The sequence below is a fragment of the Niallia taxi genome (assembly GCF_004005475.1).
Classification (GTDB): Bacteria; Bacillota; Bacilli; order Bacillales; family Cytobacillaceae; genus Niallia; species Niallia taxi.
The window spans coordinates 64771-82109 of the sequence record NZ_RZTZ01000012.1; the positions used below are offsets into that span (position 1 = coordinate 64771).

Here is a 17339-nt window from a genome sequence, read left to right on the forward strand (position 1 = left end):
AGAACAATACTAATGATTTAATATATTCTTATTTTTTTGTAGAAAGCATCTTCATACATTTATTATAATGAAAGCTGGGTGAAAAAAAGACATTAGAATTCCTAAATAGGGGCTATTAAAAATGATGGACCAAATTATATTAACATATATTGTAATAATGGCTACAGGTGGCGTATTGCAGCTTGTACTGGCTTTTATTGGCTATACAAATAGGCATGTTTTTGCAGGAACCCAAACATTTGCTTGGCTGTCGCTGTTTTCTGCTATTTATGCGTTTGGACATGCACTTGAACTTACAAGTACGACAGGGGAAGGTGTCATGTTTTGGGTTGTCTTCCAATACTTAGGTATGCCTTTTTCTGCGCCAGCAACTTTGATTCTTGTTTTGCAGTATATAGGCCTAGATAAGCATATCAATAGAAAAACATTGTTTCTTTATTATCTTATTCCTTTGCTCACATTTCTTTTTATATCAACAAATAACTACCACCACTTATTTTACAAACATGTTGATTTTGTTATGAACCATGGGGCTTTATTACTGGATATGACAGTTGGACAATGGTATGTTGTCCACGGAAGCTACACATTCGGCACATTGTTTGTCGCAGCACTTTTTCTAATATGGTATTGGATTAAGACAAAGACAAAGCATTGGAAGCAAATTTTAACATTATTAATTGGCGTTTTGTTGCCGATTACAACATCCTTGCTGTATTTATTAGGGATGACACCATATGGCATAGACCCTGTACCAATTGTTATGTGTTTCACAGGATTGTTGTATTTATGGGCGATTATGTCCACACATATGCTGACAGTGGCTCCTGTTGCTAAGGATTATTTGTTTGAAAGCATGAGGGACGCGGTCATTGTTCTGGATTTGTCGAGAAAGGTGGTTGAATATAACCCACTTGCATCCCAGCTCTTTCCGGCTTTGAAGAATGGAAAACGGATTGATGATATAATGATGTACAATGGTGAAATCTTACCGTTTCATAACAGTGTGAATGAGGATTCTGTTAATGAGCTAGAATGGAAAGATAGAGACAAATATTATCAAATAAGAATTTCGCCAATTCATAAGCGAAATCATATTGTTGTAGGAATTGCAATTGTTATTAATGACATAACAGAGTTAAAGCAAGTACAGAAGCAGTTGCGAGAATTGGCTTATAAAGATGGCCTTACTAAAATATATAATCGGACATATTTTATGGAGAAATCCAAGCAAGCAATTATGGAAAATAGCCAAGCTCAGGATTGTACATCCTTGCTTCTATTTGATGTAGATCATTTCAAAAGAATTAACGACACGTATGGACATTTTGCTGGAGATGATGCTTTACGGCATATCGTCTCTGTTACACAAGGTCTGCTGGAGAAGGATATGCTTTTTGGCAGATATGGCGGAGAGGAATTTGTGCTGCTACTTCCTGGTTACTCCCTTGAATCAGCAGCAGAAGCAGCAAATCGAATTAGAGCTACACTTGAAGTATCGAGTTTCCATTCAAAAGGTGATGCACTAACTATTACGGCAAGCTTTGGAGTTGCAGCTAAAAGGAATATCAGTAATCCTGAGGAAGCGTTAAGCGTTCTAGCCGAAAAGGCAGATCTGGCATTGTATGAAGCGAAAAGAAATGGCAGGAACAGCGTGTATGTCGAAATAAATAAAGAGTTTCGAGAACAAGGCAATATATATTCTGTAAAATAATTTTTAGGACAAGCATTAGCACATTATTTAAACGCATGATTGCGTTAGGCAGGGAATAGGCAAGGAGTGAAGCTTCTAAATGAATATCCTTACAGCAAAAGATATAAAGATAGGCTATGACGAAAAAATTATTGTGGAGCAATTGAGTTTGGAAATAGAAACTGGGAAAATCACGACAATAATCGGACCAAATGGTTGTGGAAAGTCAACGATATTAAAGGCTTTAGCTAGGTTAAATAAAGTGAAGGCTGGTGCCATTTACTTGGATGGCGAAGCCATTCAAAAGATCCCCACCAAAAATATCGCCAAAAAAATGGCAGTGCTGCCCCAATCTCCAGATTCTCCGAACGGCTTAACAACGTATGAGCTTGTTTCCTATGGTCGCTCCCCTCATCAAAAGGGCTTTGGCAGATTAGGGGAAAGAGATAAAGAAGTAATAGAATGGGCCCTTGAGGTTACAGGCTTGTCTGAATGGAAATACCAAGAAGTAGATACCTTATCAGGCGGACAAAGACAAAGAGCATGGATAGCAATGGCAATTGCTCAAGAGACGGAGCTTCTTTTACTTGATGAGCCGACTACCTATCTTGATATGGCCCATCAGCTAGAGGTGCTTCAGTTACTTAAAAAGCTTAACGAAGAAGAGCAAAGAACAATTGTGATGGTGATCCATGATCTTAACCATGCTTCGCGTTTTTCTGATAAGATGATTGCAATGAAAAAGGGCCAGCTGATAAAAGAAGGTACGCCAAATGAGGTAATGACAGCAGCGGTTTTGAAGGATGTTTTCCATGTGGATGCAGAAATAGTGACAGACCCAAGAACAAATAAGCCTGCTTGCTTGTCGTATGACTTGGTAGGAATGGAACCGAGAAAAGAAAAATCGTTGGCTCCAAGCTGAGATAACGGCCAGTTATAAAGACATAAAGCAGCTGGTTACCACATATAATGTTACAAAAATTAAAATTCATATAAAAAAGATAATTGTTGTCGTTAGGATAAGTAAGATTGTTATACAATAATAAAGTGCTTTTAAAGACCGAAATATTAACAGAAGGTTGAGATTATGAAAAATTATGATGTGAAAGAAAAATTACTGCAGATAATGACAGAAGATGAAGTAAAAATAGATGAGCCTTTAAGTCAGTATACGTATACAAAAATTGGCGGAAATGCAGATTACCTGTTATTCCCGACTACGTTTGAACAGCTTCAGCAAGCGTATAAAATAGCGCTTCTGGCCGAAATCCCAATAACGATTTTAGGGAATGGTTCAAATGTGCTAATCAAGGATGGCGGAATTCGCGGTGCTGTGTTCAATTTGACGAAGCTTGCGGATATTCGACTAGAAGGCGATAAGGTATTTGCTCAAAGTGGAGCAGCCCTCATTGACACATCTAGATTTGCATTGGAGCAATCCTTAACAGGTCTTGAATTTGCGTGTGGAATTCCAGGCTCAATCGGTGGTGCCCTTTACATGAATGCCGGAGCTTATGGTGGTGAAATTGCAGATGTGTTAGAAAGCGCCACTGTACTTACAGCCGATGGTGAAATTATCTCTGTTCAAAAGGAAGACTTGGAACTAGGGTACCGCACTAGTAATATTGCGAAAAACAATTATGTAGTGATAGAAGCAGTCTTTCAGCTTCAAGCTGGAAGCTATGATGTGATTAAAGCGAAGATGGACGAATTAACCTATCTTCGAGAATCAAAACAGCCTTTAGAATATCCGTCATGCGGCAGTGTTTTCAAAAGGCCGCCAGGTTACTTCGCCGGAAAATTGATCCAAGACAGTAATCTTCAAGGAACAAAAATCGGAGGGGCGCAAGTCTCTACAAAACATGCCGGCTTTATCGTAAACGTAGATAATGCGACTGCAGACGATTATATTTCCCTAATCAAACATGTCCAAAAAACAGTCAAAGAGAATTATAATGTTAACTTGGAAACAGAAGTTAGAATTATTGGGGAAGATAAGTAGATATAAAAGGAAAAGCCACATTGCTTTTAAGCAATGTGGCTTTTTTCATTATTTTTTAGTTAGTCCTTGGTTTGTCTGGATATTTTCCGGATATTTATTTTTCAATATCTTTGTAAATCTATATAAAAAATATCCTAAGAGGCTTCCAAATACATTCAAAATAAAGTCATCAATATCTGCGGCGCGCTCAACTGTAAAAAAGTATTGAGTAACCTCAATTGTTAACGAAGCAAAAGCCCCTAGAAAGATTGTAACAAGCCATTTGAATCTGCGCCGATAAATGGCGGGTACTAGTAAGCCGAAAGGAATAAACATGATAATATTGCCTAGTGTATATAGCATCCAAAATATAGAGGGCTTATTTTCATATTGATAAAGTATTTGCACATACGGTACCAAGTTGATATTCCCTCTATTGCCAGAAGGAGTGAAATGGAAGGGAGTCAATGTTACATACATGACCATCAATAAATAAAGAAAAAAGATATTAACGAGAAATTCTCTTTTCGCGTCGACAACTTGTTTTTTCTTCGAACGATAAATTCTGTAGTAAACCCACATTGGTACAAGCAGAAGGAGGATTATTGGAAAGTTGAGAGCCAATTCGATATCCGTCTGAATCCATATGATAAATAAAAGAGTCAGAAAAGCTAGTAGGATGATTTTTTTCGGTATGTACACTTTCAAATCTCAAAATCCTTTCATGTTATAAATACATTATATATATATGGTATCTTAAATTAAAGTAGAAGGCGAAAATGCAGAAGTGCAGATTACTTTACTATTTATCCAAGGATTCCCATAATAGAAGAGAAGGGCAATATCTTTTCAGGAATTTGATTTTCCTACAATCCCGAATATGGAAACAAGGAGATGGATCATTTTGAGTAGCAAAGTTCAAATTGGAAAAACCTCGATGCAAGTGACAAAGCTAGGTTATGGAGCAAACTCAGTTGGAGGACATAATTTATTTCCTAACTTAAAGGATGAAACTGGTAAGGAAGTAGTCAATGCAGCCTTGGATGCAGGAGTAGACTTCTTAGATACTGCTTTTATTTATGGGCTTGGAAAGTCAGAGGAATTAATCGGGGAAGTGCTCAAAGAGCGTGGAAACAGAGATAAAGTAGTAATTGCCAGCAAAGCAGCGCATAAGCCAGTGGACGGAAAAATTGTGTTAGATAATAGCCGTCAATTCTTAAGAGACTCTGTAGAGGAAAGCTTGAAAAAACTGCAGACTGATCATATTGATTTGTTTTATGTTCATTATCCAGATGGTACCACTCCTTTGGCAGAAGTGGCAGGTACGCTTAAGGAGTTAAAGGACGAAGGGAAAATAGGAGCAGTTGGAGCATCTAACTTAAATGCAGAGCAATTGAAGGAATTTAACAAGGATGGTTACTTGGAAGTCTTTCAAGGAGAATATTCGCTTTTAAAAAGAGAAGCGGAAAATTCCTTTTTGCCATATTGTGTGGAAAACGGTATAAGCTTTGTACCATATTTCCCTTTAGCATCAGGTTTGCTGACAGGGAAGTTCTCCAAGGATGCTAAATTTGATGATATTCGTGCGAGTGATCCACTTTTTCAAGGTGAGGCATTCCTGCAAAACCTGGAAAAGGTTGAGCAGTTAAAAGCATTGGCTAAAGAAAAAGGCTTTGATGCAACTCACTTGGCGCTAGCGTGGCTTTTAAAGCAGCCTGCAGTGGATGTAATTATACCAGGTGCTAAAACGGTCGCACAGCTGCAAAATAACTTAAGAACATTAGATGTCGATTTGACAGATGATGAAACAGCAAAGATTAGCAGGATCTTTTCCTGATTAGCTTGATGTGCACCCTAATTTGCTAGGGTGCTTTTTTTATAAGAATAAAGCTATTTTGAAATAATAAATCAGCAGCAGTCTAGCAGAAGAAAAGAATAAATAGAAGTGAAATTATGTTAGAATACTTAACGTGGAATGTGATGACGGTCCTTATTTTAAAAGATAAAGAGTGTTTTGTATGATAAATTTATTTTTTCTGAAAACGATGAGAAGAAATTATACCAATTTTTCTATGATAGTGTTACAATGATTTAAAGTTTAAATATACAGATAATTCTTTTTAATCGGAAAATGGAGGGGTATAAGTGGCAGAGTTAAGAAGCAACATGATCAAAAAAGGTTTCGACCGGGCACCGCACCGAAGCCTATTGCGAGCTGCAGGGGTAAAAGAAGAGGATTTCAATAAACCATTTATTGCGGTGGTAAATTCATATATTGATATTGTTCCAGGACATGTCCATTTACAAGAGTTCGGAAAAATCGTGAAAGAAGCGATTAGAGAAGCGGGCGGAGTGCCATTTGAAATGAATACAATTGGTGTTGATGATGGGATTGCTATGGGTCATATTGGGATGAGATATTCTCTTCCAAGTAGAGAAATCATTGCAGACTCTATTGAAACAGTAGTTTCTGCGCACTGGTTTGATGGAATGGTTTGTATCCCGAACTGCGACAAAATCACACCAGGGATGATGATGGCAGCGATGCGCCTTAACATTCCGACAGTATTTGTCAGCGGCGGACCAATGAAGGCTGGGGTTACAAGCGATGGCAAAAAGATTTCTTTATCATCTGTATTTGAAGGTGTAGGAGCTTTTCAATCAGGAAAAATTGACGAAAAAGGATTGCTGGAATTAGAGCAATTTGGCTGTCCGACTTGTGGATCATGTTCAGGTATGTTCACAGCTAATTCTATGAACTGCTTAGCAGAGGCTTTAGGACTTGCTTTGCCAGGAAACGGAACGATTCTAGCTGTTGCTCCAGAGCGCAGAGATTTCGTTAAGAAATCAGCAAAACAATTAATGGAATTAATTGATAAGGACATCAAGCCGTTAGATATCGTAACAGAAAAAGCGATCGATAATGCATTCGCATTGGACATGGCATTGGGCGGTTCGACAAATACTGTCTTGCATACATTGGCATTGGCTAATGAAGCAGGAATTGATTATCCGCTTGAAAGAATTAATGAAGTGGCAAGCAGGGTTCCTCATCTGTCGAAATTGGCTCCTTCCTCTGATGTTCATATTGAAGATTTACATGAAGCTGGTGGTGTTTCAGCAGCACTTAATGAGCTGTCGAAAAAAGAGGATGCCCTTCATTTAGATACATTGACTGTAACTGGCAGAACACTTGGTGAAAATATTGCTGGCTGTGAAGTGCAGAACTATGATGTTATTCGTCCAATTGATAATCCGCATACAGAAAAAGGCGGATTGGCAGTATTGTTCGGAAATTTGGCTCCAGATGGTGCAATCATCAAAACAGGAGGGGTCCAAAATGGTATCACAAAACACGAAGGTCCTGCTATTTGTTTTGAATCACAAGAGGATGCCCTTGAAGGAATTTCAAAAGGCAAGGTACAGCCTGGCCATGTTGTAATCATCCGCTATGAAGGTCCAAAGGGTGGACCGGGAATGCCGGAAATGCTTGCACCGACATCACAAATTGTTGGTATGGGTCTTGGACCAAAAGTAGCGCTTGTAACAGACGGACGATTCTCTGGAGCTTCCCGCGGCTTATCTATCGGTCATGCTTCACCGGAAGCTGCTGAAGGCGGACCGCTTGCATTCGTAAAAGACGGCGATCATATTGTGATTGATATCGAAAATCGAACAATGGATGCTATTGTTGACGAAGCAGAATGGGAGCAAAGAAAATCGGAGTGGAAAGGCTTTGAGCCAAAGGTAAAAACAGGCTATCTTGCTCGATACTCCAAATTGGTTACATCCGCAAGTACTGGCGGAATCATGAAAATCTAACAAAAAAAGTCGATGGTAATTACTCCATCGACTTTTTTTGTTTATCTTCCGTATGAATACTCTGAACTTGGAGGATATCAAGCAGGAATACAAATACAGGTATCCCGAGAATTAAACCCCAAACTCCAAAGAAATGCTCTGAGAAAATCAGCACAATGAATGTGAAGAAAACAGGCAAATCTGTTTTGGAAGACATTAATTTTGGATTAAGAACATAGGCTTCCAGCGCATGTATTATGCAGATAAATACGATGAGGATAATTATATACATATAACCGCCAATCGTATAACCTATTGTTAAAAGCGGGATTAAAGAAATAATAACTCCAGCTACGGGTATCAAACCAAATAGGAAAACCATGATGGAAAGGCCGAGCAATTGAGGGAATCCTAAAATCCATAAACCAATCGTTGTTAAAATACAATTGACTAACGCAATAATAAACTGTGCTTCAAGAACTTTTCCGAATGTTAAAACGAATTTTTTTCCGAAAAAAGCTATTTCGTTATAAAAAGCAGCAATCTTGCTTGTTTTAAAGTTTTCTTTGTATTTAATGAGTCTTGGCTTTTCCAGCAAGAAGAAAAAGCTTAATATAATCGCGAGCAAGAACTGAATGCTAAATGCACTGATATTGGTAAAGTATACGACGATAAAACCAAGTCCTTGTTCCAAATAGCTGTTAATGTCCCTGGCTTGAATGGCTGTTACGACATAATTCAAGACGGCATTATCGTGAGGGCGAGAGTAAAAATCAATAAGCTGCCTAATCAATGCTGTAATTTCCTCAACGAGCATCGGTAAATACTTAATAAATCCATACGACAATAAACTGATTGTTATAAGGTAAAGCAGGCTGACGATAATGTTTCTTTTAATTGGAATCTTTTTGGAAATGATTTTTTCTAGCCTATCCATTAAAAATGAAAGGATAAAGGTAAAAAGCATAAGGTTAATCATACTTCTTAAAAAGTAAATCCCAAGAATAAGCAATCCGAAAATGACAATTCGTTTTGCACTTTTATTTGCTATTAATTTATTTACTAACTCCATTCTCCTTCTCCTGACCCTTATTGATATACATCTTTACCTTAATTTTACCTTAAATGGAGAAATATCATAACAAAAAGTTATGATATTTGGCTGGTTTTTTTCTTTTTTGTGTCAACTTTTTTCCATTTGAAGATTTTATTCAGGAAATAGAAGATTTTTGATGATTCTTTTGTTAGCAAAGGACCTAAGATAGCCAGTATTAAAACGTAAAGGGCTGAAAATGGTTTGAGCATAGGCATGAGTCCGCCAGCGATTCCTAAGTTTGCGACAATGATGGAAAACTCGCCGCGAGACACAATGGTTAAACCGATGTTTGCGGATGCTTTATGTGACAAGCCTGTTCTTCTACCGGCAATCATACCTGCGATAAAGTTCCCGAGAATGGTCAGAATGACAGCGCCAAGAGTAAACCAGATTGCACCGCCTAACTCAAATGGGTCAATCGTTAATCCGAAGCTGAAGAAGAAGATAGCCCCGAAGAAATCACGGAAAGGAACAACAAGCTGTTCGATACGATGGCTGTGTTCTGTTTCAGAGAAAACAAGTCCAAGTAGTAGTGCGCCGATAGCTTCTGCAACATGGATTGTTTCTGAGAAGCCTGCAACAAAAAACAGTGCTGCGAAGATGACAATAATAAAAATCTCGTTAGAAGAGATATCAAGCAGTTTATTCAATAGAGGTGCGCCTTTTCGGGCAATAACGAAAAATAGCAGCATATATCCGAGTGCAGTACCTATGCTAAGCAGTGTTCCGCCGATGGATGTGGCGTCTCCTAATACGAGACCAGAAATGACTGATAAATAAACGGCAAGGAAAATATCCTCAAACATGATAATACCAAGTATTAGCTCCGTTTCAGCATTACCAGTTCTGCGTAAATCGACGAGTACTTTTGCTACTATTGCGCTTGAGGAAATAGTAATAATACCCGAAATAATAAAGACCTCGATTACGTCAAAGCCATTTAAGAAGCCGTATATAAGCCCTAGTGAGAAGTTAATTATTATATATATTGTGCCGGCAGTGACAATAGAGCGACCTGATTTAATCAGTTTGCCAACGGAGAATTCTAACCCTAAATAGAAGAGGAGGAATAGCACACCTATTCTGCCCATAAAGTTAATGATTTCGGCACTTTCAATGAATCTGAGGTCAATGATTCCAAAATGGGGTGCATGGGGACCAACCAACATGCCGACAATGATTAAAAATGGAATAATGGAGAACTTCAGTTTGCCCGCCAAAATGGCTGCAAGGGCAACAAGAAGTAATGCGGTACCAACTTCAAAAACTAAGTGATCCATTAAGTGTCACCTCCAGTGCTTTTAGTTAATTGCTCAAGTATTATTTTCTTTAAGTGCTGCCTTTCTCCTGATATGACAAGGGTGTCGCCTGCTTCAACTAATGTCTCCGGTCCAGGGCTAAGCATCTTGTCAGCGCCTTTTTTCATGATGGCAATAACATTTACTTTATAGTTATTGCGAATATCCATATCCCCAATCGTATGATTCGCAGCTTTAGAGTCGCGCTCCACCTTATACCATTCGATAATTAAATCATTAAAAGCCATTTCAATATTTTCTAAAGCTTTTGGTTTGTACGCCATCCCGCCAAGGATACCTGCAATTTGTCTTGATTCCAAATCGTTGAAAGTAACACTTGAGATGCTTTCCTCATGGTCATCATCATCAAAATGATAAACCTCGCGTCTGCCATCATCATGAATGACAATTACTACCTTGTCGTTGTTTTTTGTTATTAGTTCGAATTTTTTTCCAATGCCAGGGAGTTCAGTCTCTCTGATATTCATCTTTCTTTCCTCCTTAATATATTTTTTATAAATTTACATCGATGCGAGGAATGGTTACCTCTTCTTTGTTAATCCCAAGGAACTTGTAAGTCTCTTGCTTTGTTGAATGGTGGAAATGCTTTTGCAGTAAGGAAATAGCAACACCTCGCTTATAAGCATGATAGCCAAATGTCTTGCGCATCGAATTAGTGCCGATATTGGAGCCGATTCCTAACGCTTCAGCAGCCTGGTGAATGATTCTGTAAGCCTGCTGTCTGCTAAGATGGTTTTTGGATTTTTTCGACTGGAATAAATAGCTGTCAGGTTCATGTTTGTTTGCTGAGACATAATGCAATATTTCCTTTTTTACCTTTTGGTTTAAATAAACCTTACGCTCATCCCGAAGATCATCCTTTTTAATCGTGTAGAAATCGCAGATTCCATCTCCCTCAAGAAGATCCGAAATACGGATATCTAATAGCTCCGTTATCGTCAAACCAGTATTGATGCCAAGCAAAAACAGCAAATAGTCACGTTCAGATTGTTTTTTCAAGTAACGCTTCATGCTGTTTATCTGCTTTAAGTCCTTTATTGCTTCTACAACTTCCATATTCTTTGCTCCTTTAGATATAATGTAACTCAACATATAGAAATTATAGTATTGAGTAACATAACTTAATTATAGGGTATTACAGAAGATGAGTCAAATGTAAACGTTCCATTATGCAACAATGCTTGTATTCCAACATTTAGACTAGCTTAAAAAGGGTTTTTTCTTGAATATTATTCGTGTTCACCTATATAATTATTTCATTCAATTAAAACGTTTTTATGGGGGGTGGAAGAAATGGGGCTGTGCAACTAAATAAAATTACAAATAGGGTAAAACGAAATGATATTCATTACACGAACCAAAGTCTATCCATCCTGAATTTCTGCTGCATATTATGTGTTACGGCGAAGCTACAAATAGTTTCATTATATAGATGAAGTAATGCATAGAAAAAAGGCTTAGATTGGATGGGATTATGGTATGTAATGAAATATGGCCCCCATTACAAATCACAGTATGCAACCCAGAAATATGTGGGGGATTGTCCTGTTAATATGCATTTGGGTGCCGACATAAAAAGAGGGAAGTTAGAAATACTATTTCAGATGAGAGTATTTCCTTCTTTGCAGACATTGCTGCTAATTTAAGCTAATTTTCTTATAATATCAGGAGGTGTAAGCCTTTTTAGGCTGTTCATTGGAAATTTTTAATATAATTTTATTCGCAATACTTATAGCTTTTACAGGTTTTTTCGTTGCAACAGAGTTTGCGATCGTTAAAGTAAGGGGTTCAAGGATAGATCAGCTTGTAGCAGAAGGAAGAAAAGGTGCGTTAGCTGCGAAAAGAGTAATTAGCCATCTTGACGAATATCTGTCAGCTTGTCAGCTGGGTATTACAGTAACGGCGCTAGGTTTAGGGTGGATTGGTGAACCTACGGTGGAAGCAATACTTCATCCGGTATTCGAGAAGCTTCATGTATCGGGATCTGTTTCGACCATTTTATCTTTTGGGATAGCCTTTGTGTCTGTTACCTTTATCCATGTGGTTGTCGGAGAACTTGCTCCTAAAACAGTCGCTATCCAAAAAGCTGAAATGATTACTTTGCTTTTCTCTCCGCCGATTATTTGGTTTTACAGGCTGTTGTATCCATTTATTTGGCTTTTGAACGGATCTGCTCGTGTTTTAACAGGAATGTTTGGCCTAAAGCCAGCATCAGAGCATGAGCTTGCCCACTCAGAAGAGGAACTCCGTATATTAATGTCTGAAAGCTATAAAAGCGGTGAAATAAATAAAAATGAATTAGCATACGTAAACAATATTTTTGAATTTGATGAAAGAATAGCGAAGGAAATTATGGTTCCTCGAACAGAGATGGTAACAATCAGTGTAGACAATACCTTTGATGAAATTATGGACATTTTAGAAGAGGAAAACTATACCCGTTATCCATTAGTGAATGGTGATAAGGACAATGTTATTGGTTTAATCAACATTAGAGAATTCTTAACAGCAAGGATACAAGAGCAGGAGCAGATGGATCTAGAGAAATATATGAAGCCGATTATCCGTGTGATTGAAACAATACCGATTCGTGACTTGCTTATTAAGATGCAAAAGGAACGAACCCATATGGCAATCCTGCTCGATGAGTATGGCGGAACATCGGGAATTGTAACCGCAGAGGATATATTAGAAGAAATCGTCGGCGATATTCGTGATGAGTTCGATGACGATGAAGTAGCGGAAATCCGCAAAATAAAAGAAAATCACTATATTTTGAGCGGGAAAGTACTTATCAGTGAAGTTAACGACCTTCTTGGCATCCATTTATCTGAAGAGGAAGTGGATACAATCGGAGGCTGGTTCTTGACTAATAATTTTGAAGCTGTCGAAGGCGATGAAATTGAAGAAGAAGATTATGTTTTTAAGCTGAAAAGCATAGAGGAGCATCATATTCATTTCATCGAAGTATTTAAAACACCCATTAAAAAAGAAATAATTTAAAAAAAGAGGACTTCATTGTGCATGAAGTCCTTTTTTTTGTGGAAAATAAACGAAGGTTATGCCATAGTAACTGGTTTATAGTTTAAAAAAGTCAGAAAACCCAATAATAGGTATTTTTTTAAACTAATAATTGGAAAAGAATCATTCTATTTAATTATGTCAACATTGTGTCCGTCAAAGTTGTACTTAGTTTAAATTGTAACGAGGCTGAAACCGCTTTATCATTAAGGTAGAAAGAATAAGGGGTGAACAATTAATGTCGAACGAAAATAATAAAGGTTTTCGCGTTAAAATACAGCGTTTTGGAAGTCACCTAAGCGGAATGGTAATGCCGAATATCGGCGCATTTATCGCATGGGGGATTATTACAGCACTTTTTATACCATCTGGATACTTTCCAAACGAAAATTTTGCACAACTAGTTGATCCAATGATCAAATACTTGCTGCCATTATTAATTGGTTATACTGGCGGTAAAATGGTATATGATGTGCGCGGGGGCGTAGTCGGTGCTATCGCAACGATGGGTGTTATCGTCGGTTCTGATATTCCGATGTTCCTTGGAGCAATGGTTATGGGACCTCTTGGCGGTTACTTGATCAAAAAAGTCGACGATCTGTTCAGAGGTAAAGTAAAAGCAGGCTTTGAAATGTTAGTAAACAACTTCTCAGCAGGTATTTTAGGTGCAATTATTACACTTCTTGCATTTAAATTTGTAGGACCACTTGTTGAAGCGTTAAGCCAAATGCTTTCAAACGGCGTAGAATTTATTGTAGATGCAAATCTTCTACCACTTGCAAGTATTATCATTGAACCAGCTAAAGTCTTGTTCTTGAACAATGCAATTAACCAAGGTATTCTTGGACCAATTGGTGTAGAACAAGCGAAAGAAGTAGGAAAATCAATCCTATTCTTATTAGAAGCAAACCCAGGACCAGGTCTTGGTGTGTTATTGGCATATAGCATTTTTGGTAAAGGTACATCAAAACAAACTGCACCTGGTGCGGCGATTATCCACTTCTTAGGTGGTATTCATGAAATTTACTTCCCTTACATCCTAATGAAGCCTGCAATGCTGCTGGCAGTTATTGGTGGAGGAATGAGTGGTGTGTTCACATTCACTGTATTCAATGCAGGGCTTGTTGCAACACCATCACCAGGAAGCATAATTGCATTAATGGCAATGTCTCCAAAGGGTGAGCATTTAGGAGTATTAGCTGGTGTAATTGTAGCAGCTGTTGTTTCCTTCGTAATTGGTGCAATTGTTTTGAAAACAAGCAAAGGCGAAGCAGAAGATATTAATGCTGCTGCTGAAAAAATGCAAGAGCTTAAAGGTAAAAAGAGCTCTGTTGCAGGTGCTGTTACTGGCGCTGATGCATCTGTTGAAGCTGCTGAAGCAACTAACGAAGCTGCAGAATTTGACTATAGCACTGTGAAGAAAATAATCTTTGCATGTGACGCAGGTATGGGTTCAAGTGCTATGGGTGCTTCCATCATGCGTAATAAGGTGAAAAAAGCTGGCATTGAAGGTGTTGATGTAACAAATACATCTATCGCAAACCTTCCAAATGATGCTGACCTTGTTATCACACATAAAGATTTGACAGACCGTGCAGTGGCTAAGCTTCCAAACGCACAACACGTATCTGTAGAAAACTTTATGAACAGCCCTAAATATGACGAGATCATCAATAACTTGAAATAATGTTGGAAGGAGCATTACCTTAATTAGGTAATGCTCCTTTTTATGTTGTAAAAGTCTTAAAAGCGGGTAAAATAAACCATCTATTAATTTGTTCGATCGTAATTTAATAATGGCAACATTAGATGTGAAAAAAATGCCTTAACAACTGATTGAGTCTTGTTAAACCCTTATTTATAATTAAATTATGTCAAGAAAACAAGGTGGTATGGCATGGTTATTTCTGCAAGAGAAAGACTGATTTTGCAATTTTTGCTTGAAGATATGAAAGAGGATGTCACAATCAAGCAGCTTGCTGATATTGTGAATGTAAGTGAGCGGACAATCCACCGTGACCTGAAAAATATTGAAGATGTTTTGCAGGCGTTTCACTTAAAGCTTCAAAAAAAAGCAGGAGTGGGAGTAAAGGTAATTGGCGCACAAGGTGATATTTACCAATTAAGAGTAACAATTCTTAAACAGGATTTTACAGAATATACACCGGATGAAAGGCTTATCGTCGCATTATGTACATTGTTGGATAACAAAGAGCCTATAAAGCTTTTTTCTCTTGCGAACGATATGGGTGTAACAACAGCAACTGTCAGTCACGATTTGGATAAACTTGAACCGATAATTAAACGATATGATCTGCAGCTTGTACGTAAGCGGGGTTATGGAATCGAACTGGAAGGTTCAGAGGATGCAAAAAGAAAGGCAATAACAAGTCTTATCTCGGAAAGATTTGACGTGCCAGAATTTTTGAAGATGGTCAGAGACAATATTCAAAAGAAATCCACCAATAAAATAGATTCTATTTCAGAAAGGCTGTTAGGCCTAGTTCATAAAGAAAAGATCATCTTGATAGAGGGAATCATTGAGGAAATCAATGAAGAGCTGCCGTACAGTCTAGCAGACAGTTCTTATGTTGGGTTAGTTGTCCATATTGCCTTGGCGATGGAACGAATCCAGAGGGGCGAAAATATTACTCTTCAAGAAGACTATTTGCGAGAGTTGAAATCGACAAAAGAGTTTAGTTTTGCTCGAAAAATTGCTGCTCGCTTAGAAAGAACGTTTGAAGTCACCATTCCTGATGAAGAGATTGGTTATATTACGATGCATTTGCGTGGAGCAAAAATCCGCTATGACAAGGATATAGGGATTAAGGATGAAAATATCGAGGTTGCTGTCATTGTACAGAGTTTAATCAAAAATGTCGAGAATCTTCTCCACACAAGATTATTGGATGAAACCTTATCACAAGGGCTGTTGGCACATCTTCAGCCTGCGTTATACAGATTAAAGCAAAAAATGAGAATTTCCAACCCGCTGCTGAGCAATATTAAAGATGACTATTATGATTTGTTTAAAGTCGTAAAAAAGGCAGCAGAGCTTACCTTACCCAATCAAGATATACCGGAAGAGGAAATCGGTTATTTGGTTTTGCATTTTGGAGCGGCATTAAATTCAAAACAGCTTACGACTAAATTAAGGGTTTTAATTATATGCTCAAGTGGAATTGGTACATCAAAAATGCTTGCCGCAAAAATTGGCAATGAGATTCCTGGTCTTTCTGAAATTAAAACGGCATCTGTTTTTGAAATGAAGAACATTTCTCTTGATGAATATGATGCCATCCTATCAACGATTCCAATTGAGGATATGAACAGAGATTATTTTGTTGTCAGTCCGATTTTGACGAATCAGGAACTCGAACTTGTCAAAAACTATTTGCAAGAAAAAGGTGGACAATTAACAGAAAAAGCAGAGCCGGTTAATGAAGGGGTTGAGATATTATCCCTCAGCTTTCAACACTTTGATCAACTAGGCAAGCAAGTAACAGTTCTTGCAGACCTATTGAAGGATTTTGAGGTATGGAAAGCAGGCGATGCTGATTTAAACAAGGTATTACAGGATGGGCTGGAAAGGCTTTTGTATAAAGGTTCTATCTTAGACGCTAACGAAGTGTTGTGCTCTCTAAAAAATAGAGAAAAGATAGGCGGCTTAGCTATTCCGGATACAACACTTGCCCTTTATCATACAAGAAGTAATAAAGTGGCATACCCATCTTTTAATATAATAGATGCAACAACTGCTTATGAATTGAAGGCGATGAATGGGGGAAGCGAAAAAGTAACAAGAATTTTGCTGTTGCTGGCACCATTCGAGCTGACTTCATCAACATTGGAATTATTAAGCTTTATTAGTTCCTTGATTATTCAGTCGCAAACTAGCATCAAGCTGTTTGAAAATGGAACGAAAGATGAATTAGCACATTTCATTAGCAACCAATACTTAAAAAACTATATTCATACAAATCAGGAGGCAACAAAATGTCTATATTAAAAAAAGAAAACATCATCCTAAACAGCAATGTATCTGAAAAAACAGAGGCTATTAAATTAGCTGGTCAAATCTTGGTAGACCAAGGCTATGTTTCAGCAGATTATATTCCAGCAATGCTTCAAAGAGAAGAGCTATCTTCTACTTACATGGGTAACTTCCTAGCGATTCCACATGGTACAGATGAAGCAAAAGCAGCTGTTCTACAATCTGGTCTATCAGTAGTACAAGTTCCAAACGGTGTTGACTTCGGTGATGGAAACATTGTGAAATTACTAGTTGGTATTGCAGGTAAAGACGGAGAGCACTTAGAGATTTTGTCTCAAATTGCTATCGTATGTTCAGAAGAAGAAAATGTTGAAAAGCTTGTACAAGCTAAATCAGAAGAGGAAATCATCTCAATTCTAAGCGAGGTTAACTAA

Annotated in this window: 14 protein-coding genes; 9 read left to right on the plus strand and 5 right to left on the minus strand. The window is 37.8% G+C overall.

What is annotated here, in order from left to right; all coding sequences use genetic code 11:
• Window positions 1-121 precede the first annotated feature (121 nt).
• The 3 genes from EM808_RS21740 (at window position 122) to murB (ending at window position 3695) form a co-directional block, all read left to right on the plus strand.
• The gene (locus EM808_RS21740) at window positions 122-1714 is read left to right on the plus strand and encodes a histidine kinase N-terminal 7TM domain-containing diguanylate cyclase (RefSeq protein WP_127740725.1); all 1593 of its coding nucleotides are present in this window, start codon (window positions 122-124) and stop codon (window positions 1712-1714) included.
• 79 nt (window positions 1715-1793) lie between these two features.
• The gene (locus EM808_RS21745) at window positions 1794-2615 is read left to right on the plus strand and encodes an ABC transporter ATP-binding protein (protein WP_127740727.1); all 822 of its coding nucleotides are present in this window, start codon (window positions 1794-1796) and stop codon (window positions 2613-2615) included.
• Between the two features lie 165 nt (window positions 2616-2780).
• Window positions 2781-3695 carry a UDP-N-acetylmuramate dehydrogenase gene (gene murB / locus EM808_RS21750; RefSeq protein ID WP_127740729.1) on the plus strand — a complete coding sequence of 305 codons (915 nt, stop codon included), beginning with the start codon at window positions 2781-2783 and terminating at the stop codon, window positions 3693-3695.
• Window positions 3696-3743: 48 nt separating this feature from the next.
• Here murB and EM808_RS21755 read toward each other — a convergent pair whose 3' ends face one another.
• On the minus strand, window positions 3744-4376 hold the full coding sequence (locus tag EM808_RS21755; protein ID WP_235856683.1) for a VanZ family protein: 633 nt from the start codon (window positions 4374-4376) through the stop codon (window positions 3744-3746).
• Between the two features lie 235 nt (window positions 4377-4611).
• Here EM808_RS21755 and EM808_RS21760 point away from each other — a divergent pair, with 235 nt between their 5' ends.
• Together EM808_RS21760 and ilvD are read left to right on the plus strand one after the other, a co-directional pair.
• Window positions 4612-5511, plus strand: a complete 900-nt coding sequence (locus tag EM808_RS21760) for an aldo/keto reductase (protein ID WP_235856684.1) — start codon at window positions 4612-4614, stop codon at window positions 5509-5511.
• A 308-nt stretch (window positions 5512-5819) separates the two neighbouring features.
• The gene (gene ilvD / locus EM808_RS21765; RefSeq protein WP_127740735.1) at window positions 5820-7496 is read left to right on the plus strand and encodes a dihydroxy-acid dehydratase; all 1677 of its coding nucleotides are present in this window, start codon (window positions 5820-5822) and stop codon (window positions 7494-7496) included.
• A gap of 19 nt (window positions 7497-7515) precedes the next feature.
• On the opposite strand, the gene EM808_RS21770 is transcribed toward ilvD, so the two are convergent.
• The 4 genes from EM808_RS21770 to EM808_RS21785 form a co-directional block, all read right to left on the minus strand.
• The gene (locus tag EM808_RS21770) at window positions 7516-8547 is read right to left on the minus strand and encodes an AI-2E family transporter (RefSeq protein ID WP_127740737.1); all 1032 of its coding nucleotides are present in this window, start codon (window positions 8545-8547) and stop codon (window positions 7516-7518) included.
• A 77-nt stretch (window positions 8548-8624) separates the two neighbouring features.
• The gene (locus EM808_RS21775) at window positions 8625-9851 is read right to left on the minus strand and encodes a cation:proton antiporter (protein WP_127740739.1); all 1227 of its coding nucleotides are present in this window, start codon (window positions 9849-9851) and stop codon (window positions 8625-8627) included.
• Window positions 9851-10357 carry a cation:proton antiporter regulatory subunit gene (locus EM808_RS21780; protein ID WP_127740741.1) on the minus strand — a complete coding sequence of 169 codons (507 nt, stop codon included), beginning with the start codon at window positions 10355-10357 and terminating at the stop codon, window positions 9851-9853. The genes EM808_RS21775 and EM808_RS21780 overlap by 1 nt, the downstream gene beginning before the upstream one ends.
• Window positions 10358-10382: 25 nt before the next feature.
• Window positions 10383-10946 (minus strand): tyrosine-type recombinase/integrase, encoded by a 564-nt coding sequence (locus EM808_RS21785; RefSeq protein WP_127740743.1) that lies wholly within the window; start codon window positions 10944-10946, stop codon window positions 10383-10385.
• A 639-nt stretch (window positions 10947-11585) separates the two neighbouring features.
• Between EM808_RS21785 and EM808_RS21790 the strand changes: the two genes are divergently transcribed.
• The 4 genes from EM808_RS21790 (at window position 11586) to EM808_RS21805 (ending at window position 17339) form a co-directional block, all read left to right on the plus strand.
• A complete protein-coding gene (locus tag EM808_RS21790; RefSeq protein ID WP_127740745.1) occupies window positions 11586-12893 on the plus strand; it encodes a hemolysin family protein in 1308 nt (435 codons plus the stop codon).
• Window positions 12894-13149: 256 nt separating this feature from the next.
• Complete coding sequence (locus EM808_RS21795) at window positions 13150-14598, plus strand: PTS mannitol transporter subunit IICB (RefSeq protein WP_127740747.1); 1449 nt, start codon at window positions 13150-13152, stop codon at window positions 14596-14598.
• A 210-nt stretch (window positions 14599-14808) separates the two neighbouring features.
• Window positions 14809-16920, plus strand: a complete 2112-nt coding sequence (locus tag EM808_RS21800; protein WP_127740749.1) for a BglG family transcription antiterminator — start codon at window positions 14809-14811, stop codon at window positions 16918-16920.
• Window positions 16908-17339, plus strand: coding sequence for a PTS sugar transporter subunit IIA (locus EM808_RS21805; RefSeq protein WP_127740751.1), 432 nt, complete (start codon window positions 16908-16910; stop codon window positions 17337-17339). The genes EM808_RS21800 and EM808_RS21805 overlap by 13 nt, the downstream gene beginning before the upstream one ends.

What these genes read in the sequence shown, in the direction of transcription:
- EM808_RS21800 (WP_127740749.1), top strand. Translation starts at nt 14,809, where the DNA reads ATGGTTATTTCTGCAAGAGAAAGACTGATTTTGCAATTTTTGCTTGAA.
- EM808_RS21775 (WP_127740739.1), bottom strand. Translation starts at nt 9,851, where the DNA reads ATGGATCACTTAGTTTTTGAAGTTGGTACCGCATTACTTCTTGTTGCC.
- murB (WP_127740729.1), top strand. Translation starts at nt 2,781, where the DNA reads ATGAAAAATTATGATGTGAAAGAAAAATTACTGCAGATAATGACAGAA.
- EM808_RS21795 (WP_127740747.1), top strand. Translation starts at nt 13,150, where the DNA reads ATGTCGAACGAAAATAATAAAGGTTTTCGCGTTAAAATACAGCGTTTT.
- EM808_RS21780 (WP_127740741.1), bottom strand. Translation starts at nt 10,357, where the DNA reads ATGAATATCAGAGAGACTGAACTCCCTGGCATTGGAAAAAAATTCGAA.
- EM808_RS21760 (WP_235856684.1), top strand. Translation starts at nt 4,612, where the DNA reads ATGCAAGTGACAAAGCTAGGTTATGGAGCAAACTCAGTTGGAGGACAT.
- EM808_RS21785 (WP_127740743.1), bottom strand. Translation starts at nt 10,946, where the DNA reads ATGGAAGTTGTAGAAGCAATAAAGGACTTAAAGCAGATAAACAGCATG.
- EM808_RS21740 (WP_127740725.1), top strand. Translation starts at nt 122, where the DNA reads ATGATGGACCAAATTATATTAACATATATTGTAATAATGGCTACAGGT.
- EM808_RS21805 (WP_127740751.1), top strand. Translation starts at nt 16,908, where the DNA reads ATGTCTATATTAAAAAAAGAAAACATCATCCTAAACAGCAATGTATCT.
- EM808_RS21745 (WP_127740727.1), top strand. Translation starts at nt 1,794, where the DNA reads ATGAATATCCTTACAGCAAAAGATATAAAGATAGGCTATGACGAAAAA.
- EM808_RS21770 (WP_127740737.1), bottom strand. Translation starts at nt 8,547, where the DNA reads ATGGAGTTAGTAAATAAATTAATAGCAAATAAAAGTGCAAAACGAATT.